General features: G+C 33.8%; 24 protein-coding genes. 7 read left to right on the forward strand and 17 right to left on the reverse strand.

From position 1 onward, the window contains the following. The 12 genes from mrdA to ACLL8X_RS02120 form a co-directional block, all read right to left on the reverse strand. A complete protein-coding gene (mrdA, locus tag ACLL8X_RS02065) occupies positions 1 to 1,806 on the reverse strand; it encodes a penicillin-binding protein 2 (protein WP_411989298.1) in 1,806 nt (601 codons plus the stop codon). Beyond that, positions 1,806 to 2,300, reverse strand: coding sequence for a hypothetical protein (locus tag ACLL8X_RS02070; protein ID WP_411989299.1), 495 nt, complete (start codon positions 2,298 to 2,300; stop codon positions 1,806 to 1,808). The genes mrdA and ACLL8X_RS02070 overlap by 1 nt, the downstream gene beginning before the upstream one ends. Further along, complete coding sequence (yihA, locus tag ACLL8X_RS02075) at positions 2,297 to 2,893, reverse strand: ribosome biogenesis GTP-binding protein YihA/YsxC (protein WP_411989300.1); 597 nt, start codon at positions 2,891 to 2,893, stop codon at positions 2,297 to 2,299. The genes ACLL8X_RS02070 and yihA overlap by 4 nt, the downstream gene beginning before the upstream one ends. Continuing rightward, positions 2,890 to 3,351 carry a lipopolysaccharide transport periplasmic protein LptA gene (lptA, locus tag ACLL8X_RS02080; RefSeq protein WP_411989301.1) on the reverse strand — a complete coding sequence of 154 codons (462 nt, stop codon included), beginning with the start codon at positions 3,349 to 3,351 and terminating at the stop codon, positions 2,890 to 2,892. The genes yihA and lptA overlap by 4 nt, the downstream gene beginning before the upstream one ends. After that, complete coding sequence (locus tag ACLL8X_RS02085) at positions 3,333 to 3,848, reverse strand: hypothetical protein (protein WP_411989302.1); 516 nt, start codon at positions 3,846 to 3,848, stop codon at positions 3,333 to 3,335. Before ACLL8X_RS02085 ends, lptA begins: the two co-directional genes overlap by 19 nt. Continuing rightward, a complete protein-coding gene (locus ACLL8X_RS02090; protein WP_411989303.1) occupies positions 3,839 to 4,327 on the reverse strand; it encodes an HAD-IIIA family hydrolase in 489 nt (162 codons plus the stop codon). The genes ACLL8X_RS02085 and ACLL8X_RS02090 overlap by 10 nt, the downstream gene beginning before the upstream one ends. Before the next feature lie 2 nt (positions 4,328 to 4,329). After that, entirely contained in the window at positions 4,330 to 5,157 is an 828-nt protein-coding gene (locus ACLL8X_RS02095; protein WP_411989304.1) for a septal ring lytic transglycosylase RlpA family protein, read from the reverse strand. Further along, the gene (locus ACLL8X_RS02100) at positions 5,117 to 6,235 is read right to left on the reverse strand and encodes a lytic transglycosylase domain-containing protein (protein ID WP_411989305.1); all 1,119 of its coding nucleotides are present in this window, start codon (positions 6,233 to 6,235) and stop codon (positions 5,117 to 5,119) included. The genes ACLL8X_RS02095 and ACLL8X_RS02100 overlap by 41 nt, the downstream gene beginning before the upstream one ends. Next, positions 6,235 to 7,050, reverse strand: a complete 816-nt coding sequence (locus tag ACLL8X_RS02105) for a TatD family hydrolase (RefSeq protein ID WP_411989306.1) — start codon at positions 7,048 to 7,050, stop codon at positions 6,235 to 6,237. The genes ACLL8X_RS02100 and ACLL8X_RS02105 overlap by 1 nt, the downstream gene beginning before the upstream one ends. Next, positions 7,041 to 8,285 (reverse strand): bile resistance response regulator CbrR, encoded by a 1,245-nt coding sequence (cbrR, locus tag ACLL8X_RS02110; protein WP_411989307.1) that lies wholly within the window; start codon positions 8,283 to 8,285, stop codon positions 7,041 to 7,043. The genes ACLL8X_RS02105 and cbrR overlap by 10 nt, the downstream gene beginning before the upstream one ends. A gap of 91 nt (positions 8,286 to 8,376) precedes the next feature. Continuing rightward, on the reverse strand, positions 8,377 to 9,900 hold the full coding sequence (locus ACLL8X_RS02115; protein WP_411989308.1) for a DNA repair protein RecN: 1,524 nt from the start codon (positions 9,898 to 9,900) through the stop codon (positions 8,377 to 8,379). Then, positions 9,900 to 10,760, reverse strand: a complete 861-nt coding sequence (locus ACLL8X_RS02120) for an NAD(+) kinase (protein WP_411989309.1) — start codon at positions 10,758 to 10,760, stop codon at positions 9,900 to 9,902. The genes ACLL8X_RS02115 and ACLL8X_RS02120 overlap by 1 nt, the downstream gene beginning before the upstream one ends. Before the next feature lie 90 nt (positions 10,761 to 10,850). Between ACLL8X_RS02120 and aspS the strand changes: the two genes are divergently transcribed. The 5 genes from aspS to msrA are packed head-to-tail and all read left to right on the forward strand — an operon-like array spanning position 10,851 to position 14,721. Beyond that, on the forward strand, positions 10,851 to 12,602 hold the full coding sequence (gene aspS / locus ACLL8X_RS02125; protein ID WP_411989310.1) for an aspartate--tRNA ligase: 1,752 nt from the start codon (positions 10,851 to 10,853) through the stop codon (positions 12,600 to 12,602). Then, a complete protein-coding gene (locus ACLL8X_RS02130; protein WP_411989311.1) occupies positions 12,599 to 13,177 on the forward strand; it encodes an adenylate kinase in 579 nt (192 codons plus the stop codon). The genes aspS and ACLL8X_RS02130 overlap by 4 nt, the downstream gene beginning before the upstream one ends. A 46-nt stretch (positions 13,178 to 13,223) precedes the next feature. After that, on the forward strand, positions 13,224 to 13,661 hold the full coding sequence (locus ACLL8X_RS02135; protein ID WP_411989312.1) for a DUF4410 domain-containing protein: 438 nt from the start codon (positions 13,224 to 13,226) through the stop codon (positions 13,659 to 13,661). A 10-nt stretch (positions 13,662 to 13,671) separates the two neighbouring features. Beyond that, the gene (gene ppa, locus ACLL8X_RS02140) at positions 13,672 to 14,190 is read left to right on the forward strand and encodes an inorganic diphosphatase (protein ID WP_411989313.1); all 519 of its coding nucleotides are present in this window, start codon (positions 13,672 to 13,674) and stop codon (positions 14,188 to 14,190) included. Between the two features lie 33 nt (positions 14,191 to 14,223). After that, a complete protein-coding gene (gene msrA, locus ACLL8X_RS02145; protein ID WP_411989314.1) occupies positions 14,224 to 14,721 on the forward strand; it encodes a peptide-methionine (S)-S-oxide reductase MsrA in 498 nt (165 codons plus the stop codon). A 174-nt stretch (positions 14,722 to 14,895) separates the two neighbouring features. Here the strand turns inward: msrA and ACLL8X_RS02150 are convergent, their stop codons facing one another. From ACLL8X_RS02150 to ilvC, 5 genes are read right to left on the reverse strand one after another with little or no spacing between them, the layout of a single operon-like run. Further along, positions 14,896 to 15,774 carry an RsmB/NOP family class I SAM-dependent RNA methyltransferase gene (locus ACLL8X_RS02150; RefSeq protein ID WP_411989315.1) on the reverse strand — a complete coding sequence of 293 codons (879 nt, stop codon included), beginning with the start codon at positions 15,772 to 15,774 and terminating at the stop codon, positions 14,896 to 14,898. Continuing rightward, complete coding sequence (ruvX, locus tag ACLL8X_RS02155) at positions 15,764 to 16,144, reverse strand: Holliday junction resolvase RuvX (protein WP_411989316.1); 381 nt, start codon at positions 16,142 to 16,144, stop codon at positions 15,764 to 15,766. Before ruvX ends, ACLL8X_RS02150 begins: the two co-directional genes overlap by 11 nt. Continuing rightward, positions 16,141 to 16,914, reverse strand: coding sequence for a DNA-processing protein DprA (locus ACLL8X_RS02160; protein ID WP_411989317.1), 774 nt, complete (start codon positions 16,912 to 16,914; stop codon positions 16,141 to 16,143). Before ACLL8X_RS02160 ends, ruvX begins: the two co-directional genes overlap by 4 nt. Further along, complete coding sequence (locus ACLL8X_RS02165; RefSeq protein ID WP_411989318.1) at positions 16,904 to 17,956, reverse strand: divergent polysaccharide deacetylase family protein; 1,053 nt, start codon at positions 17,954 to 17,956, stop codon at positions 16,904 to 16,906. Before ACLL8X_RS02165 ends, ACLL8X_RS02160 begins: the two co-directional genes overlap by 11 nt. Before the next feature lie 3 nt (positions 17,957 to 17,959). Then, positions 17,960 to 18,982 carry a ketol-acid reductoisomerase gene (gene ilvC, locus ACLL8X_RS02170; RefSeq protein ID WP_411989319.1) on the reverse strand — a complete coding sequence of 341 codons (1,023 nt, stop codon included), beginning with the start codon at positions 18,980 to 18,982 and terminating at the stop codon, positions 17,960 to 17,962. 118 nt (positions 18,983 to 19,100) lie between these two features. On the opposite strand from ilvC, the gene ACLL8X_RS02175 reads away from it, so the two are divergent. Continuing rightward, complete coding sequence (locus ACLL8X_RS02175) at positions 19,101 to 21,035, forward strand: RNB domain-containing ribonuclease (protein WP_411989320.1); 1,935 nt, start codon at positions 19,101 to 19,103, stop codon at positions 21,033 to 21,035. Continuing rightward, a complete protein-coding gene (locus ACLL8X_RS02180; protein WP_411989321.1) occupies positions 21,028 to 21,993 on the forward strand; it encodes a DNA polymerase III subunit delta in 966 nt (321 codons plus the stop codon). Before ACLL8X_RS02175 ends, ACLL8X_RS02180 begins: the two co-directional genes overlap by 8 nt. Positions 21,994 to 21,995 lie beyond the last annotated feature (2 nt).

The raw sequence follows: 21,995 nt of genomic DNA on the forward strand, positions 1-21,995 counted from the left end.
CTATTTAAAATAATTTAGCTCTATCATTTTTTTATAAAGCTTAGAGACTATTTCGCCAGAGGTTGTGGTTCTACCTCCGTGTTCTAAGAGTATGGTTACAACATAACGAGGCTTAGAATACGGAGCATAAGAAGTAAGCCAAGAGTGAGACCTTGTATAATACTGAAATTGTTTTTCATCTACTCTATTTTTATCCGTCTGTGAAAATCCTATGACCTGAGCCGTGCCTGTTTTAGCTGCAATTTTAACACCTACATTGTTTAAATAGCGATACGCAGTGCCTCCTTGCTCGTTTGCTACTGCATACATAGCGTCCCTTATATAAGGCAATTGGCTCTTTTCAAATAAAGTAAAAATTTCTTTTTTATTTTCGCCCATTTGATTTTCTATATTTGTATTATTATTTTCTATGCTTTTTAAAAAATGGGGTATCAGCTCTTCGCCTTTTGCAATTTGGGCTGTATATCTAGCAATTTGCATAGGCGTTGTAAGAAAATTACCCTGTCCTATGGCTGTATTTAAGGTATCGCCTTGAAACCAAGCTTGTTTATATCTTTGCATTTTCCATTCCCTACTTGGCAGAGTGCCTACAAATTCATTAGGCAAATCCACACCCGTTTTTGCTCCAAAACCTATACGAGCTAGGGTTTGGCTGATTTGGTCAATTCCCACTTGTAAGCCACCATTATAAAAATAAACATCGCAGCTGTATTTAATGGCGTGCTTTAAATCCACAGGTCCATGACCTGATCTATTCCAGCACCTAAAAAATCTATCTCCAAGTTCAATACTACCATTACATACATACTGAGTTGAAGGGCTAATTTCTTTTGAATTTAAAAAAGCAAGTCCTACACCCATTTTTACAACAGAACCGGGCGGATAATAGCCATTTGTAAGTTTGTTTGTAAAAGGATGATCAAGACTATTAGAAAGCTCATCCCAATCCTTAAAAGAAATTCCCGTTACAAAAGGATTTAAATCATACTCAGGAAAGCTACCTGCTGCCATAATCGCCCCATCTTCTATATCCATAATAATAGCAGCTCCCGCATTACCTTCAAAGAGTGAAGTCAAATAAGCTTGAAGTTCTATATCAATGCTAAGTTCTATATCATTCGACATAGGTGGCGTGTAAGAAAGCTGTTCGACTTCCTGATTTAGAGCATTTACCTTGTAAATTCTAGTGCCTTTTTCGCCTTGCAAAACATCATTATAATAGCGTTCTATACCACTTTTTCCTGTGTAGTTAGCAAGTTTTGCTATTTCATTTTCTTGTATATCTTGCAAATTTGCCTTGCCCACATAGCCTATGATATGCGAAGCTAATTTCCCAAAAGGATATTTTCTTTTTACCACGGGATTTATTTTAATACTGCTGTCTAAATTTAAGGTTGAATAATGGGGGATAATATCATCATAAGATATGAAATCTACAACCTGAATAAAATCTTGATTATAGTAAGAATCGTTTCTTTTATAAAACTCGACTAATTTAGTAGCATTTAAATCAGGCAACAAACTCTCAAGCTGGGATAATTTTTCTTCTAAAATACCCCGCTTTGCTTTCTTAAGACTTAAATAAGGCTCAATAGAAATGCTAAAACCCAAATCATTAATGGCTAGCAAAGTCCCATTTCTGTCGCTGATTTGCCCCCTAACTGGTGCTAAAAATTCTGTTTTTATAGCGTTTTGCTTGGCAAGTTCTTCATAATACACATTGGATTTTATACTCAAATAATACACGCGGCTTAATAAAAATATAAAAAACAGCAGTATAAAGCCCACAACCAAACGCATTCTCATTAAATTTTACCTTTAAAAAACACATAAGCTAAACAACATTCTATAAAAACTGAAATGAAATAGACCCAACCTAAAATTTTGATTTTTTCATCCCCAATATAAGCCAATACAACATCCAAAAATAAAATAATACCATAAGCACAAAGCACAAAAATAACAGGGACAAATTTACCTATTTTTAAATTCGTCTTAATCCAATCCGCACAAAAATAATAAAAAATAAAAAAAGCAAGCCAAGAAGAAAAAATGAAAAAATTATAAGTTGCATCAGTGAAAAATAAAAAAAATAAGGCAAAATACCATCTAAAATCAAGCTTAGAAAAACTTCTTTTTCTCTCTTCCAATAAGCAAAACATATAACAAAAAAAAATCCCATAAAGCAAAGGAGCATATATAAAAATAGAACCAAGAATTTGATAAATAAGAAAAAAAAGCCCTAGAATAAAATAACTACCATTAAATTTTACCTTATAAGCACTTAAATTTCTTCTCATTTATCAAAACCTAAAGTTTGAAAGATGATGATATTTTCTAAGTCTTGCAAACCAAAGCCCTTTAAATTTGAAACCAAAAGAGCATCTTTAAATTCATTTTTTAATTTGGCTTTTTGGCTTTGATTTAACTTATCACATTTAGTAAAAACTCTTAAAATCTTTTGGTCTGCTCTTAGAAAAGTTTTTAAATACTCTTGCAAATTCATGTCAATATCCAAATGCGTATGCCTTGAGTCTATTAAATGCACAAATAATTTAATGGAAGTTCTAAGTCTTAAAAATTCATCTAAATTATAATTCCATATTTCTTTTAAATTTTTTGAAACCTTAGCATAACCAAATCCGGGCAAATCTATAAAGTGGATTTTAAATTTTTCTTCATTTTTTTTGCAACTTACTTCAAAAAAATTGATAAGCTGAGTTTTACCCGGAGTGGCTGAACTTTTGGCTAAATTTTTTTGCTTGCATAAGGAGTTGATTAAGGAGCTTTTGCCTACATTTGAACGCCCTAAAAAAGCCACTTCGCTAAAAGTTGAAGCTAAATTTTCATCAAATTTCGCCAAAGAAGTGATAAAGTTAGCACCAATTATCATTGCTCTTCTAAGTCAAACACAAAACGAGCAGGCTTTTTATCCTTGCTCTCAACGCGGTAAATATTAGCCTTTCTATCCACCACTATCCTATCGCCAAAAAGCTTTTGATTGCTTTGAAGTTCATTTATATAAGCATTTCCATCGATTTCATAAGTATCCTTAGCCACATTATAAATAAATTTATCCCCACTACCCTTATAAGTTTTACCTTTTAAAACGATTTTAAACCTAGCATTTTGCATCGCCTCATAACGAATGGGCTTGCGATTTTTATCCGTATAAATGATAAGTTTGTCTGAATTTAAAACATCTTCTCCTTTTTTTATCTCTACATTGCCACTAAGCACACTTTCGCCCTTGTTTTCATCTGAATAAAAATTCAAAGCTCTCACTTCGATTTGCTGGGCTATAAGCACAGTGCTAAAAAATAAAAATAAAATTATTTTTCTTCCAACCACGCATTCACTCCTTGAATGTTTAAAATTTTATTTTTTGTATCGTAGTTTAAAGTATTTCCATTAACAATACTTCCATTAACCAAAGCCTTAAAAGGAGTATTTGTGTGCAAAATTTTATCCTTGGGCTTATATTCTACTTCCTCAGAAAAAATTTGCACCCCATTAGCACCTCTATAAATAACATTACCTTCAAACACAACCCTACTTGTATCTTTACTGAAAAATTCCAAACGATTTGCACTGAGATTAAAATCTAAATTTAAAGCAACAAAGTCCTTAAACTCATCCTTATCTTCATATCTTATCCAAAAATCAGCCTTGTAATAAGCCTTAATCAAACTCGCATTACTCTCAAAAACTTTTAAATTTGAAGCTTCAATATTTTTAAAATCCAAAGCCTTGCTTTGTAAATTTAAAGAATAAGGGTCTTGCAAACTCAAAATTGTAAAGGTAATCGTAAAAAGAGCAATCAAAATCCCAAAAATCTTTATAGCCAAAGCTTATCCCACTCTTCTTTTAAGTGATTTTTTTCTACTAGAATTTCTATCATCTGTGCTACTGCACCCTTACCGCCCTTTTTGCCTAGCATTATATCTACAACCAAATCCTTATGTGCGTCTTTGGGCTTAAAGCTAAGTCCTACACTTTCAAGTAAAGCCTTATCATTAAAATAATCTCCAATAGCCGCACAGCAAGAAAAATCTAAATTAAGTTTTTGCAAAAGTTCTTTTGCACAAGTTAGCTTGTCTTTAACGCCTTGATACAAAAACTCAATTTTTAAATCCCTAGCTCTTTTTTCAACACAAGGACAGGTTCTGCCTGTAATGATGGCGATTTTCTTGCCAAGTTTTAGCCAAGCTTCAATAGCCGCTCCATCTTTGACATCAAATTCTTTAATAAATTCCCCCTTTGAAGTATAAATAATCTTCCCATCTGTTAAACAGCCATCTACATCTAAAAAAACAAGTTCTATCATTTTTACTCTCTTACAACAAAGGCTCCCGCAAAGGCTCCACTTGCAGCAAAATCCCTTGCCTCATCTTCACTTCTAAAACCTGTTAAGAAAACACGGTTAAGCCCATCGACTGAGCTTGTGCGTATGGTGGAATGATAGCTTCTATAAGTTTTATATCTTGCTGCTATACTCTGGGCTCCAGCTGGATTTTTAAAGGCTCCAATTTGCACCATAAAATTCCCGCCTTCATAAAGCAGCCCATTATTAACAATTTCACCACTATTTCCATAATTGACATTAGAATGGACTATATTATTGCCCGAATTCTTTGAGCCAAATCCTATAACTTCAAGTCTTACCGGGGCTGTTCCTGAAGCTATCATATCGATTTTGCTTGCTGCACCTTTAGATAAATCTATGATGCGATTTCCCACAAAAGGACCCCTATCATTAACACGCACTGTTACTTGACGGTTATTGTTAAGATTGGTTACTTTTAAAATAGTATTCATAGGCAAGGTTTTATGGGCTGCGGTTAGTCCATTTTGGTCGTAAGTTTCTCCATTGCTTGTTTTTTTGCCGTGAAAACCCGGTCCATACCAACTGGCTATGCCATCAGCTGTTTCACCTACGGCTACAACGGTGGGATAATAGGTCTTGCCATTGATGGTATAAGGCTTCATCGTTCCTTTTGTGCCTGAAGAACTAGGACTGCTTTTAAAATCATTACTAGGATAATACACACTAGCATTATCAAAACTAGAAAAAAAACTGGTCCCCAAACAACCACTAAAAAATAAAGCCCCTAAACTAACGGCTGACAACTTTAGTGTAATTGTTTTTATTTGCATTTTTATTCTCCTTAATGGGTATAATTAATTTTTGATTGATACTAAGATGATTTTTTGTGATTTTATTAAATTGGCGAATTTCATCAACGCTAGTGTTAAAATTTCTTGCAATTTTATACAAAGAATCACCCGACTTAACAACATAAGTTCTTGTCATAGGTATAGTTGTATCGACTTTGGCAAGTTTTTCTGCTTGGAAATTTTTCTCAAAAAATGCCACTTTATTAAGGGGTATATACACATAATATCCCTTACCCGGTGGGGTAAAATTATGCTTAAATTGGGGATTGTATTTTTTAAAAGTCGTAAAATTCATATTTAAATTTTTAGCTATTTCCTTTAAAGATGCAGAAGAAGGCACATCAACTTTTGCAAATTCATTACTTAGAGCATAATTCATTAAAGATGCATCTTTATCCAGTAAAAAATCCCTATCATTGGCTAAAAAAGCAAGGGTTAAAATCTTTCTTATAAAATTTCTAGTTTCTAAAGAAAGATATTTTTTATCAGGGTCAAGCAAAATACTTAAATCATCACTTTTTGCTTTCTTGATAGCTTGGCGTAATTTACCATTGCCACAATTATAAGCCAAAAGTGCTAAATACCATTTGCCAAATTCTTCTTTTAATTCTTTTAAATAATTTGTAGCCGCATAGGTTGATTTCACAGGGTCTCGCCTTTCATCCACATAGGCATCAATTCTTAAACCCAAATTTCTAGCCGTTGGCTGCATAAATTGCCAAACCCCCACAGCCTTAGCATTAGAAACACTATGGGTTTTTAGTCCTGATTCCACCATAGCCAAATATAAAATCTCTTCAGGAACGTTCTGCTGAGCCAAAATTTTTCTTATCATAGGTGTAAGCTTTGAAAAATTTTGCATACCATCTATTAGGGTTTGAGTATGTTTTGACTTTAAATCTTGCTCGGTTTGCATAAAAATCAAATCACTAATAAAACTTGGACTTATGTCTAAATTTCTTAAAACATTCATTTGTCTTTCATAAAATTCGGGGCTATTTATTTGTGCAAAAAGAAAGTTAAAACCTATTAAAAAACACAATAAAATTTTTTTCATTAATAACCTTTAAAAAATAATTTTTCAGAATTGCTAAAACAAATTTCTAGCAGCTCTTTCCTTGATAAATTCAATACTTCACACATTTTATTTGCTACAAATTGAGTTAGCAAGGGTTCATTTCTTTTACCACGATAAGGCTCTGGGCTAAGATAGGGCGCATCAGTTTCTATGAGCAATCTATCTTTGGGAATTTTAGGCAAAATTTCAACTAAGTTCTTGGCATTTTTAAAAGTTAAAACTCCCCCAATACCAAAATAAAAGCCCTCTTCATAAAGACTTAGCAAATGCTCACTCGCATTAAAACAATGCAAAACGCCACCTACAAGCTCCTTAGAATACTCGTGCAAAATCTCATAGGTATCATAATTTGCTTCTCTTGAGTGAATAATCACAGGTTTTTTAAAAGAACTAGCAAGCTCAAGCTGCAAGGTAAAAATCTTTTTTTGATTTTCCTTTTCCTTTTGAATTTCTTTAGGCTCATTACTTTTAAAACGAAAATAATCAAGCCCACATTCACCCACAGCTACGCACTTTTCATCGCATAAATACTGCCTTAAAATTTTCTCATCATAATTATCAATTTCGTAAGGATGCACCCCTGCTGCGAAAAAAATGTTTTTATATTTATGGGCTATTGCGGCTGCGTAAGGCAGGTCTTTTATATCAGCACCCGGGATAATGATTTTTTCTATACCATTTTTAAAAGCACGGTTTAAAGTCTCGTCCAAATCATCTTTAAATACTTCACTATCTAGATGGCAATGCGTATCAACAATCCTTAAACCATCTTGAAAATCAAGATTTAAGAACATACTTCAACTCTATCCTTGCCATTATTCTTTGCTTGAGTTAATACCTCGCCCGCCTTATCAATCAGCAGGTCAATCTTATCTCCACTTTTTCCAAAAACCACGCCTATGGAAGCTGTAAAAAATATCTCGTCTAAATTGACCAAAATCCCTGCTTTTTTAATATTAACGCGTATATGAGAAAAGATTTTAATGGCTCTTTCTTGGGATATATTTTTAAGCAAAATGCAAATTTTTTCCGCACTATATCTACCTACAATATCTCTTCCTTTGGTTTCATTGACAATCTCACTAGCACAAAGCCTAATCACTTCATCGCCCACTTCACGACCATATTCATCATTAATCGTTTGAAGATTATCCACATCCAAAAAAGCGAAGGCAAATTCTTCTTCTTTCGTGGCTATTTCATTAAAATAATCATCTATTCCATCCATTAATGCATTATAGTTTTTAACCCCGGATACAGAATCTAAAACATTATAAGTATTTAAGAATTTTTTATCATCCATATAAGATAAACATCGGTCTAATCGACAATTAAAACTCTCTTTACTTAAAGGCTTTAATAAATACTCATTAGCACCATTTTTTAAAGAATTTGCCTCAAAAGAATCATTAGGCTCTCCTAGAAGAATAACCCCTAACTCATCATCACCAAAACGCTCTCTTATTTGAGTTAAAAGTTCAAAACCACTAATTACTGGCATATTAACATCCGCTATGATGAGTCTCACATCATTATTATCGTTTAAATAATTCATAGCTTCTTCTCCGTGAGCAGCAGCTAGGACGTTAAATTGCCTTTGGTTAAGTATTTTTTTGATTTCATTACGCTCAGGTAATTTACTCATAGCCAAAATAACTTTAGTCTTTGCGTATTGATTAAGCTTTACAATAGAACTAATAATCTCATCAATACAACTTTCGCTTTCTTTAAAAATATAATCTAATATATCTTTATCCATAAATTTTTCTTTAGTGGCTTTATCCCCACTAGCCGTAAGAACAATAGCAGGAATTTTCTTTTCTATAATATAATCCACCACTTCGCCATTAGGTGCATCGGGCAAACACAAATCCACAAAAGCTAGAAAATATCCCTCTGTTGCCAACTCCTTAGCTTCAGCAAAACTAAAAGCAATATCTACTTCATAATCCAAAGTCGTTTGAATTTTTTTAGCTAGTAATTTACCTAGCATTTTATTATCTTCAATGATTAAAATTTTCTTATCCATAGTGTAAAAATACCTTTATCTAAAAATAATTTTTAATTTCCGAAAAAATCTCACAACCGCCCATTCTAACACAATAAAATAAAAAATCCGCTTAATTTTTAAACAAAGTCTTAGCAAACTCAATAGCCTCATCACTCACAAGCTCCCCACTTACCATTCTTGCAAGCTCCTTAATCCTCTCATCTTGATTAAGCTTTTTGACCCTGCTTTCTTCACCCTTTTTTTCCACCAAAAAATGATTGTGTGCCTTAGAAGAGAGTTGAGGCAAATGCGAAATGGCAAAAATTTGATAAAAGCTTGAAAGCTCTTCTAAAACCTGGGCTATACTCATAGCTTCTTTTCCGCTTAAATTCGCATCAATTTCATCTAAAAATAATATCCCCTTACCCGCATTTAAAATTTTGCACTCCACAGCAATAAAGGCAAGTCTTAGACGGTTTAATTCACCCGAGCTTAAATTTTTTAAATGGGCTAAATTAATATCCAATACAAGCTCATCTTTACCTAAAGGCGAAATTTTTTCATTTTCTTTAAGTGTCAAGCTCACATCTTTCATATAAAGTTCTTTAAGATAATCATTTAAGCATTTTTCTAGTTTTTTAAGATTTTTCTTTCTTGTTTGACTTAAAATTTGTGCTTTTTCTTCTAAAATTTGTTTTAAATTTTTACACTTTTTCTCAAGCTCTTTCTTTTCAAAACTTAAATTTTCATAATGCTCTAATTCGCGTTTTTTTTGCGTTAAAACTTCCAAAGCATTTTCTATACTCTCATAACGCTTGATAAGATAGGATAAATTTTCAATGCGATTTAAAAGACTTTCCACATCAAAGTCGCAATCTTCCATTTTTTGATTTTCGCAAATCACTCGCAATTCATTTAAACATTCACTAAAAAAACTCGCATCCACTTCGCTTAAATTCAAAGCCTCCACCACAACTTTTTCAAGCTCAAAAATACGCTCTGCCCTACTCCAAGCTTCTTCTAATTTATCTTTTTTAGAAAGCTTTTTTTTAAGCATTAAAAGCTCTTCATATTCGCCTATTTTAGGATTAATGCTTGAAATTTTTTCAATCTGCACTCTGGCTAATTCTTTTAATTCTTCGACTTTCTTTTCTTCTTCCAAAACCACACCCAATTCGTTAAAAACTTGAGTATAAGCATTAAAATCTTTCTTAAATTCTTCTAAAAAAGAGCTAAAATTCGCATTTTCTTGCACTTCTAAGGCATCTAAAAGATTTAGAAATTTCTCATTGGAAAATTCATTATTTTCCTTAGCACCTAGATATTTGATAAAGGATTTGCTTAAATTTTGCAAGCTTTTTTTGCCTATGCTTTGATTGTTGATAAAATACTTTGTGCTTTTTTCTTTTAGAAGTTTAAAGACATTTTCTTCTTCGCTTTCTATACCAAAACTCTCTAAATCAAGCTCATCATCAAGCTCTATTTCAACTAGCTTAGCCTCACTTTCACTTAAAGCAAATGCGGATAAAATTCCTTTGAATAAAATCGATTTACCCGCCCCGCTAAGTCCGGTAAAAATCGTTAAACCCTTAGAAATTTCAAGTCTAGCTTCTTTAAAACTAAGATTTTCTTTCATAAAAATTCTATTTATCATCAATATCCCCAATGTAATTTTTCTTTTAAAATTTGAAAATAATCCCTATCTTTAGGACGAATTAAAGCGACATTTTTATCACTCAATCCCACTTTTATACTTTTAAAATCCTTCATTTCATAATTTTCTTGCCCGTCTATACAGAGCATACAATCCTTTGCCCTAATTTCTATCTCAAAACCCTTAGGCAAGACAATAGGGCGTTGCGTTAAAGAATGAGAACAAACAGGAGTGAGTATAAAAGCCTCTGCTAGGGTATAAACTATGGGTCCATTTGCACTTAAATTATAAGCCGTTGAACCCGCTGGAGTTGCAACAATAAGACCATCGCCAAGATATTCGTTAAATTTTTTAGCCTTTCTAAAAACTTCTATATGAGCCATAGAAGCCTTGCTGTCTTTAGCAATAACCACATCATTAAAGGCTAATTTTTCTAAAATCTTTCCTTGTCTGTTTTCCAAAAAGACGCTGAGCAAATAAGGCTTTTCTATTCTAAATTCCCCTTGAAAAAAAGCCTTGAAAAAATTTTCAGCTTCATCCACTTTAAAATCTGTCAAAAAACCCAAATGTCCAGCGTGAATAGCCAAAACAGCCTTATCATACTCACAAGCCTTGCGACACAAAGAAATCAAAGTCCCATCCCCACCCAAAGAAATAACAAAATCACAAAATTCAAATAAATCATCGAGTTTGTATTGAGGCAGGGTTAAATTCTTAGAACTCTCTTTAGCCAATACAAGTTCAATCTTATAGGAAGATAAGATGGATTGAAGTTTTAAAATTTCATTATCCAAGCTCAAATTGGGTCGCGTAAAAAGTCCGATTTTTTTAATATTTTTATAAGCTAATTTATTTTGCATAAAAAATTATATCAAATCTTAGCAAAGCAAAAGAATAAAAATACTATAATTTCGTTTTTATCTTAAAAAAATCTTTTTCAAGGAATGAATTTGCGAAGTCATTATAATACAGACTTAGGGATTTCTCATATAGGTCAAAGCGTTAAACTTTGTGGTTGGGTCAATAGCTACCGCGACCATGGTGGGGTTATTTTTATAGACTTAAGGGATAGAAGTGGGATTATCCAACTTGTTTGCGACCCAAAAGACAGCAAAGAAGCCCACGAAATAGCCTCTAGTGCAAGGAATGAATTTGTGCTTATTGCCAAAGGCACTATACGCCCACGCGGCGAAGGACTTGCAAATCCTAAATTAAAAACAGGCGAAATTGAAGTTGTAGTTTCCCAACTTATAATAGAAAACGAAAGCCTTGTGCCTCCTTTTGCTATCGCTGATGAAAGCGTGAATGAAGAATTGCGTTTAAAATACCGCTTTTTAGATTTAAGAAATCCTAAACTTTATGAAAATTTTGCCTTGCGTTCTAAAGCTTGTATAGCGGCTAGAAATTCTTTGGCAAATATGGGTTTTTTAGAAGTTGAAACCCCTATTCTTACTAAGGCTACTCCTGAGGGTGCAAGGGATTATCTTGTGCCTTCTCGTGTGCATAGGGGTGAATTTTACGCTCTTCCACAAAGCCCTCAGCTTTTTAAGCAACTTTTAATGTGCAGTGGCTTTGAGCGTTATTTTCAAATCGCAAAATGCTTTAGAGATGAAGATTTAAGAGCAGACCGCCAACCTGAATTCACACAAATTGATGTTGAAATGAGTTTTTGCGAGCAAAAAGACATCATAGCCGTAGCTGAAACTTTTTTAAAAGATATTTTCAAAGCTTGCGGTAAGGAAATTCAAACTCCTTTTAGACAAATGCCTTATAGCCAAGCGATGGAGTGCTATGGTTCTGATAAACCGGATTTGAGATTTGAGCTTAAACTCATCGATGTGATTGATATTTTTGCCAAATCAAATAATGAAATTTTCGCAAATATTGCCAAAGATACAAAGAAAAATCGTATCAAAGCCTTACGCGTTCCAAAGGGCGATACGCTCTTTTCAAAAAGACAAATGCAAAGATTTGAAGAATTTGTGCGTCAATTTGGTGCGGAAGGCTTGGCTTTCATACAGGTTAAAGAAGACGCACTCAAGGGTCCGCTTTGTAAATTCTTTAGTGAAGAGGACTTAAATGCCCTAAGTAAGCGTTGTGAGCTTGAAGTAGGAGATGTGGTATTTTTTGGTGCGGGAGCTAAGAAAACCGTGCTTGATTATATGGGAAGATTTAGAATTTTCTTAGCCAATGAGTTAAATCTTATAGATTCAAATGCCTTAGAATTCTTATGGGTAGTTGATTTTCCTATGTTTGAGCAAAACGATGATGGAAGTTATTCAGCCATGCACCATCCCTTTACTATGCCAAAAAACATTGAAGCCAATGATTTAGAAGACATTAGCTCTATCGCTTATGATGTCGTATTAAATGGCATTGAGCTTGGAGGGGGTAGTATAAGAATTCATAAAAATGACATTCAGCAAAAAGTATTTAAACTTTTAAATATCAATGAAAAAGAACAAAAAGAAAAATTCGGCTTCTTACTTGATGCTTTAAGCTTTGGTGCCCCACCGCACGGGGGTATTGCCATAGGTCTTGATAGACTTATTATGCTAGTAACGGGGGCAAATAGCATAAGAGAAGTGATAGCCTTCCCAAAAACACAAAGAGCGCAGTGTCTAATGACAGCTGCCCCGTCACCTGCTAGCAACGAAGCAATGAGAGAACTAGGAATCAAACTAAGGGAGAATATAAAATGAAAGAATTGTTTTTAATCATAGGCGCACCCGGAAGTGGAAAAACTACCGATGCAAGCTTAATCGCACAAGCGGATATGGCAAATATCACGCATTATTCCACAGGGGACCTTTTAAGGGCTGAAGTGGCGAGTGGAAGTGAGCTTGGAAAAACCATAGATAGCTTTATCTCTAAGGGCAATCTTGTTCCTTTAGATGTGGTTGTAAATACTATAGTTTCGGCTCTTAAAGCTGCTCCTACAAAAACCATTATCATAGATGGTTATCCAAGAAGCGTAGAGCAAATGATGGAATTTGACAAGGTTTTAAACACACAAAACGAAATCTGTCTTAAAGCTGTCATAGAAGTAAGGGTAAGCGAACAAGTCGCAAAAGATAGGGTTTTGGGTAGAAATCGCGGCGTAGATGATAATGAAGAAGTGTTTAATAACAGAATGAAAGTTTATACCGAACCTTTAAATGAAATTTTAGACTTTTATCAAAAGAAAAAACTTCATTTCATCATCGATGGAGAACGCACCATAGAGCCTATCGTTGCAGATATGAAAGAACTGATTAAAAAAATTCAAAGCATATAACTTAATTTAAAAGGAGACACAATGAAAAAAAATTTATTATTTACACTTGCTGTGGGGGGGGGTCTTACTGACCGCTTGTAGCACAAGTCAAATTCAAAACATTCAAACTCAAGGCGAAATTCAAAAAGAATTTTTATATGCTTACGCACAATGTGGAAAAAGCAATGAAGAGCAGTATTTGGAGCAACAAATCACTCAGCAATTAAAGCTAAATAATATTTATGGTAGGGATTTAATCATCAAGTGTAAAATCTTAGACTATGATGAAGGCAATCGCTTTGCAAGATATATGGTAGGCTTTGGAGCAGGTGCTGCAACATCTACAATTAAAATAGAATTGGAAAATTCTAAAAATGAAAAGATAGGAGAATTTGAAGTGAGTGCTGAAATGAAAATGGGAGTGCTTGGCGGTTCAGCCCTTAACACCCTAGAAGAAAGTGCTAGGAAAATTGTAAATTATCTTAATAAAAATTACATTAAATAAAGGAGAAAAAATGGATTTAAGTAAAATCAAAATAGGAACTATTCCAAACAAAATCAATGCCGTAATCGAAATTCCATACGGCTCAAATATCAAATACGAAATTGACAAAGATAGCGGTGCTATATTTGTCGATAGAATGATGGCTAGTGCGATGTTTTATCCTGCAAACTATGGCTTTATCCCAAATACCCTAGCCGATGATGGTGATCCTGTAGATGTTTTACTCTTAAACGAATATCCTGTTCAAGCTGGAGCTGTGGTTCCTTGCCGCTTAATCGGCGTTTTGATTATGGAAGATGAAAGCGGAATGGATGAAAAGCTTTTGGCTGTTCCTCATTCAAAAATAGACGCAAGATATGACAATATAAAAACCTACACCGATTTGCCACAAGCCACTTTAAATAAAATCAAAAATTTCTTTGAAACTTATAAAATTTTAGAGCCAAATAAATGGGTTAAAGTTCAAGATTTCAAAGATGAAAAAGCTGCCATTGAAATTTTAGAAAAAGCGGTAAAAAACTACAAATAAAAGCTCTTTTAAGGGCTTTTTGAAGGAAATTTAATGAAAAGCATTATTTTAGGTGGGGGTTGTTTTTGGTGCGTTGAAGCTGTATTTGAGCGTGCAAAAGGCATAAGCTCTACTGAAGTGGGTTATAGCGGTGGAAAAGCAAATCCTAGCTATGAAAGCGTGTGTAAGAACGATGGCAATATAGAAGTTGTAAGGCTTGAGTATGATGAAACACAAAGCTCCCTGCTTGAAATTTTAACACTCTTTTTTAAAATTCATGATCCCACAAGCTGGGATAAACAAGGCGCGGATATTGGCATACAATACCGCTCTGTGATTTTTTATGAAAGCGAAGAAGATAGAATTTTGATTGAAAAATTCATTGAAGAAAAGCAAAAAAGCTTTGATAAAAAGATAGTAACCCAAATTTCCAAACTAGAAAGCTATTACAAAGCAGAGCCTTATCATCAGCATTATTTTGCAAAAAATCCTAATCAAGCATACTGCCAAGCTGTCATTGTGCCAAAACTCCAAAAAATACAAGCTGAGTGATTTCATCTTTTTAAGCTTTAAAAAATTTCAACTTTATTCACAGCCTTTTCACGCTGTGATTTTCTTTTCAAAGCACTGAAAAATAGCACTTTAAGCTTTAAAATAAGCAAAAAAATATTTATTGTTTTTTAAGTTTTTTTGTGAATTTGCTTTTTGATGTGAATAAGTTCGCTTTTAAGAGCATTTTCTAAGCTTGGCTATGAAAAATCCATCATAATCAGCACTTGGCAAAATCCGTCTGCATTTTGAAATTTCAGCAAAATTTTCGCTTTGCCCTGCTTTAGCCTTGACATTTTCTAAATCAATATCTAAAAGTTCTAGCTTAAACTCGCTTTTTAAAGCATTTTCTATCACTTCTTCATTTTCTTCCCTAGTGAAGGTGCAAGTGCTATACACAAGTTCCCCGCCTATTTTTAAAGCCTTTAAGGCAGAATGCAAAAGTTTTTTTTGAGTTTTAGCAAGATTTTTGATTTCTTTATAACTTTTTTCCAAATCAAAACCTATTTTAGCAAAGGTCGAGCAAGGGGCATCCAGCAAGATTTTATCAAATTTCAAAGGACATAACTTGCCTATATTTTTACCATCTTTCATAAAAATTTTAGCATTCACACCATAATTTTTAAGATTTTTTTGCAAAGTAAAAAATCTATCCTTGCTTAGCTCATTGCAAGCTAAATAGCCTGTATTTTGCATAAAATTGGCAAGATTAATACTTTTACCACCCGGAGCTGCACACAAATCAAGCACACTTTGCCCCGCTTTGACTTCTAAATTTAAAGCACACAGATAAGAAGAATAATTTTGTATATAAAATTTAAATTCACCAAAAGCCTTCATAGAGCTTAAAATGCTTTTATCTTGTGCCTTAAACAAATAACAATAAGCGTTGATTTTTCTAAATTCCAAACCCTGCCCTAAAAATTCTTCTTCTAAATCCTTAGCACCCGATTTTAAGGCATTTAAAAATACACAGACCTTTTTTTGTGTGTGAAAAGAGCTTAAAATTTGCTCCCATTCGCACGGGGTATAAAGGCTCTTGATTCTAGAGAGCAAAATAGTCCTTTATCATAATCAAAGCCGCTAGGGAGTCTAATTTCCCATCTTTCTTTCGCGACTTTACCACAGCTAATTCCAAAGCCTCTTTACTTGTCCCACTTTCATCTACAAAGCGAATTTCCTTATCAAAGTCCAGCAAAGATACAAAATGTTTAATGCGTTTTGACATTTCTTCTTCGCTAGAACCCCCCTTAGGAATGCCTACGATAAGCAAAGAAATATCATAATATCCAAGCAAATTTTTAACTTCTAAAGCGGCTTGATTGCGATTCTTTCTTAAAATCGCAGCTAAGGGCAAGGCGATATTATCCACGCAAAGTGCTACGCCTATGCGTTTTAAACCCACATCTAAAGCCAAAGCTCTCATACTAACACCCTTATAAAAAGTCCTTCTATAGAAATTTTTCCCTCCAATTCATACTCATAAATTTTTTGTCCGTAAATTTTCAAAGCCTCATCCACACTCACGCCTTTTTTACAAAACTCCAAAATTTCATCTTCTTTTGTCTCTACACTTGCAAATTCACTCACAAAATCTTTAAAATCACAAATTAATTTTGCTTTGTTTTCTTTTAAAAGCAAATTAGTCCCCGTGCTTTCATTTAGTCTTTGGGGCAAAACATACAAGGGCTTATTAAGTTCTAAAGCCAATTTTGCACTTTGCATAGAGCCACTTTTAACATCAGCTTGTGCGATTACAACGGCTTTAGCTAAGGCAATAATCAAGCGATTTCTCAACAAAAAATCATAATTTTTTGGCAAATAATCATCATCATATTCACTCAAAGCCAAAGCTTTTTCATAAATTTGCTTGATGGTTTTTTCATTGCTTTTTGGATAAATTTGCCCCAAACCATTAGCAAAAATAGCTATGGTATTTGGCATAGCCCCGCTACTTGCGGTAATATCCACGCCCAAAGCACCCCCGCTTACTACGCAAAGCTTGGCATTTTTAAGCATACTAGCCAAAGAAAAAACACAATTTTTCGTATAAACACTCATACGCCTTGAGCCTATAATGGCGATTTTGTCTTGTTTTAATAAAGATAAATTTCCCTTATAAAATAATTTTTTAGGAAGCTTTTTTAAATCCTTAAAAAGCTCTAAAAATTCATCAGGCAAAATTTCACTTGCCATAAATTTCACTCAAATACACAAGCTCCACACCTTGTAACAAATCCTTACTTTGCTCTAAAGCCTTGAAAGTATTTTTCTTTGGATGGGCTATGGCGATGGCAAAACCTTTTTTTTGTGCGAGTTTTACCGCACTTTGAATTTGCTTTTTGATATAAGCTAGCTCATCTTCATTATCCAAAAAAATATCCCTTTGTATGTAAGGCATATTCAATTCACCGGCCACCTTACTTGCCTTAGAATTTCCTATGGTCTTAGAATCCACAAAAAATATATTTTGACTTTTCAAAACCTCATAAAGCTTTCTCATCGCCTCTTCATTGCTTGTAAATAAGCTTCCTGTGTGGTTATTGATAAATTTTAAATCCTTAAAATCTTTTTTGATTTCTTTGATTTTTTTTAAAATTTTTTCCTTACTATCGCTTGGATTTAAGGTATCAAGCTCAGGTTTATTATAATTTAATGCTGCTAAAGGCAAATGCACCATATAAAAATCAAACTGCGAAGCAAGTTTTGGCGTTTGGCTGTGATTTTTATCGGATGGGAAAAAAGAAGGATTAAGCTTTAAATTTAAAGCCTTTAGACCCCTAACCTGACTTGCATTTGCTATATCATCAATGATAATGGCAAGTTTTGGCTTGGAAGTTTTGATAGCCCCAACATTTTCTTGCGGGTTTGAGCTTTGCTCTTTAGTTAAATTTTCTTCTGCAAAAATTACATTTTGTTTCTTGCTTAAATTCTCTTCCATAAAAGTTAAATTTTGCTCTGCAAGGCTTAAATTTTGCTCATTTAAGCTTAAAGCTTCTTGCATTTTCTGCTCTAAAATGCTTTGATTATTTTCAATCCATTCATTTTCTTTAAAAATATTAGGCTCATTTTGTTCTTTACTAGTTAAATTTTGCTCCCTAAGAACTTCCACACTAGAACTTGTATTTTGGGAATTTTGATATTTCACTAAAATTCCCAAAGCCAAAGCTATACAAAGCAAAAAAAGTATAGCTATGATTAAATAGCGTTCAATTTGAACTAATTTTTTCTTTGACAAGGCTTAGTTCTTGTCTTTATCTACTAGTTTTTTAGCACTAATCCAAGGCATCATCGCACGCAAATTGCGTCCTGTTTTTTCTATCAAAGAATCATTCATATTTTTACGCTCTGCGTGCATTCTTGCAAAGCCACCGCGGCGTTCTAGTATAAAATCTTTAGCAAAAACCCCATTTTGTATATCTTTTAAAACAGCTTTCATCGCTTTTTTAGTCTCTTCGGTAATGATTTTAGCTCCTGTGATATAATCGCCGTATTCTGCTGTATTTGAAATAGAATAACGCATATCCGCAATGCCTCCTTGATAAATCAAATCCACAATAAGCTTCATCTCGTGCAAACACTCAAAATAAGCCATCTCAGGCTCATATCCTGCTTCGACTAAGGTTTCAAATCCTGCTTGAATTAAAGCACTAAGCCCCCCACAAAGCACGGCTTGTTCGCCAAAAAGGTCTGTTTCTGTCTCGGCTTTGAAACTCGTTTCTATAATACCTGTGCGTCCGCCCCCAATGGCACTTGCATAACTTAAAGCCAAATTTTTAGCATTTTTACTTTCATCTTGATGAATGGCTATCAAACAAGGAGTTCCACCGCCTAGGGTAAATTCATTTCTTACCGTGTGTCCGGGTGCTTTAGGTGCTATCATAATCACATCAACGCCTTTTGGAGCGACAATTTGCCCATAGTGGATATTAAAGCCGTGTGCAAAAGCTAAAGCTTTGCCTTCGCTTAAATTGGGTTTTATTTCAGCATTAAAAATATCAGCTTGAATTTCATCAGGAGCTAGTATCATAATCAAATCTGCCTTTTTTGAAGCTTCACTTACACTCATCACTTCAAAGCCCGCATTTTTCGCTTTAGCAGCACTTGTACTACCTTCGCGAAGTCCTATAAGCACTTCAACCCCATTATCTCTTAAATTCATCGCATGCGCGTGTCCTTGCGACCCAAAACCTATAATCGCTACTTTTTTTGACTTAATCAAATTTAAATCACAATCTTTATCATAATACACCACAATAGCCATAAACACTCCTTGAAAAATTTAAATTAAAGGCAACATTATAGCAATTTAAAGTATAAATTTCATATTTTTTTTATAAACTTTATGTAAGAATTTTATAAAAACTTATAAAGCATTGAAAGTGAAAGAATTTTTAAATCATTTAAATTATGGCGTAAATGCCCATGAAATTAACAATGAACTTAAGCAAATTTTAAGAGAACTCTTAGCCAATCGTATCATCAAAGAGCATAAAAACAAATACTATCTTAACAACGGCTTTGCCTTTGGAGTGCTTGATATTTCAGCCCGGGGCACGGGCTTTGTAAAATGCTTTGATGAGAGTTTTAAAAAAGACCTTTTAATAGAAAATAAGAATTTAAAAGGGGCAAATTATAAGGACTTAGTTGCGGTAAAACTCCTTCCTTTGAAGAAAAAACGCCCGAGTGCGAAAGTGGTTTTAGTTCTAAAAAGAGCCCATGAAACTTCCTTAGTCATCACTCAAAAATACGGCGAAGCTGTGCTAGGAATGAATATCAAAACAGGACTTAGCACAGCCTTAAAAGCCTCTCAAAAATCCTTAAAAGCTTTGCCTTTAGGAACAATTTTAAAAATCGAAAATGAAAATAACAATATCATAGAAGTTTTAGGACATATAGATGATGAAAGCGTGGATGAAAAAATTTCTTTAGCCCTTTTCAACAAAAACAGCGAATTTAGCCCCACTTGTATCCAAGAAGCCCTAGCTAATGGCGATAGTGTGGATGTAAGTATGTATGAAAATCGCAGGGATTTAAGAGCTTTGCCTTTTTGCACCATAGACCCTATTCACGCAAAAGACTTTGATGATGCGATTTATTTTGACGCACAAAAGGGCGAACTTTATGTCGCAATTGCCGATGTAAGCGAATATGTCTATGCTTATAGTGCCATAGATAAGGAAGCTAGGAGTCGTGGATTTTCAATTTATTTTCCCCATCTTGCTATACCTATGCTGTCTCGCCCTTTAAGTGAAAATATTTGCTCCTTAAAGCCCCATTTAGACCGCTTAGCTTACTGCTTTAAAATCACTTTAGATAAACAAGCTAAAGTCATAAAAGAAGAGCTTTTTGAAGGTATTATCAACTCAAAACGCCGTTTTAACTACGATGAAGTCGATGAGCTTTTGGCTAAAAAGCCGCCTTTAAAAGAACTCTCGTGGCTTTATGAACTTTATCCCATCACTCAAGCCTTACGCAAAATGCGTCTTAAAAATGCTTTTGAATTTCGCACTGAAGAGCTTAGAATGACTTTAGATGAAAAATTAAGTCTTAAAAGCACTATTTTTGAAAAAGACACGCCCTCGCACCAACTCATAGAAGATTGTATGCTTTTGGCTAATAAAGCCGCTGCCAAGCTTATAGATACAGGCGTTTTTAGAAACCATTTAAGTGCGGACGCAAGAAAAATAGCTAAACTTTTAAATGAATTACGCGAACTTGGCATTGATGTTAAACTTAAAGCCAATCTTGTAGAACTCATACGCGACATACAAACCTTAGCCAATGAGTTAAATTTAAGAGCACAAGTGGATAAACTCATCATCAAAGCACAAAAAAAGGCTGAATACTCTAGCCTTAATGCAGGGCATTTTGGCTTGGGTTTTGACAAATACTCGCACTTTACAAGCCCTATAAGAAGGTATTCTGATCTTATTTTACACAGGCTTTTAAAAGCTAAACAAAAAAATGATGAAAAACTTTTTAATTATCTGCTTTTAAACATACAAAGCACTTGCGAAAGCCTTAGCACACTTGAAAGAGAAGCCGATAAGGTTGCTTTTGATTTTATGGATAGGAAATTCGCAAGGTGGGCGGCTAAAAATATAGGCAAGAAATTCAAAGCCTTAGTGGTGCAAAATGATGGAGTTTGCATAGCTAAACTCGATGATGAAATCAAAGGAGCTGATTTTATTCTTTATGATACGCGTGTGAATTTGTTTCAAAGCGTTGAAGTGCAGATTATACAAGCGGATATAATTATGGCAAAAATTTATGCCAAAATTACCCAAAGACTTACAAAGGAAGAAAATGTATAGAAAAGAGCTTCAAACCCTACTTTCTAAGGGAAGTGTGCCTAATTTTTTCTTTCTTTATGGAGCGGATAATTTTCAAAATGAGCTTTATGCTGAATTTATAAAAGAAAAATATAAGCCAGATGAGACCCTAAAGCTTTTTTTTGAAGAATATAATTTTAGTGTGGCAAGTGATTTTTTAAGCGGGGGTTCGCTTTTTAGCGAAAAAAAACTGCTAGAAATTAAAAGTTCTAAAAAAATTCCCACAAAAGATTTGAAAATTTTAGTCGAACTTTGCAAAAACAATGCGGATAATTTTCTTCTTTTAGAGCTTTACGATGAAAGCTCTAAACAAAGCGATATAGAGAAAATTTTTTTTCCTAATTTTGCAAGATTTTTTAAGGCTAATGGGGTTAGAGAAGGGGTGGAGCTTTTAAGCATAAAGGCTAAACAACTTCGGGTTGAAATCACTCAAAATGCTTTATTTACCCTTTTTACAAGCTTTGATGAGAATTTATACTTAGCCGCTAGCGAGCTTAATAAATTTAGCGGCTTAAGCGTGGATGAAAAAACCATAGAGCAGTATTGTTATAGCCTAAATATAGGGAATTTTGAAGATTTTTTTGAAAAGATTTTAAAAAAACAAGATTTTAAAAAAGAGCTTGAGAAAATTTTGGATAATTTTAATGAAATCGCTTTGATTAATTCCTTATACAATTCTTTTTACCGTCTATTTAAAATCGCTCTTTATGCTAAGATTAATGGCAAGGTGGATTTTAAAGAGCTTTTGGGTTATACCCCGCCTCCTCAAGTGGGACAAAATTTAAGCCAACAAGCCTTTAGCTTAAAAATCGAACAATACAAAGAAATTTTTACCCTCTTGCTTAAAAGCGAATACGAGCTAAAAACCAATTCTAAACTCGTAAAAAAAGAATTTTTAATTTCAAATTTGCTTAAACTCGCAAGGATTTTAAAAAGCTAAAG

The sequence above is a fragment of the Campylobacter parajejuni genome (assembly GCF_046764905.1).
Taxonomy (GTDB): Bacteria; Campylobacterota; Campylobacteria; order Campylobacterales; family Campylobacteraceae; genus Campylobacter_D.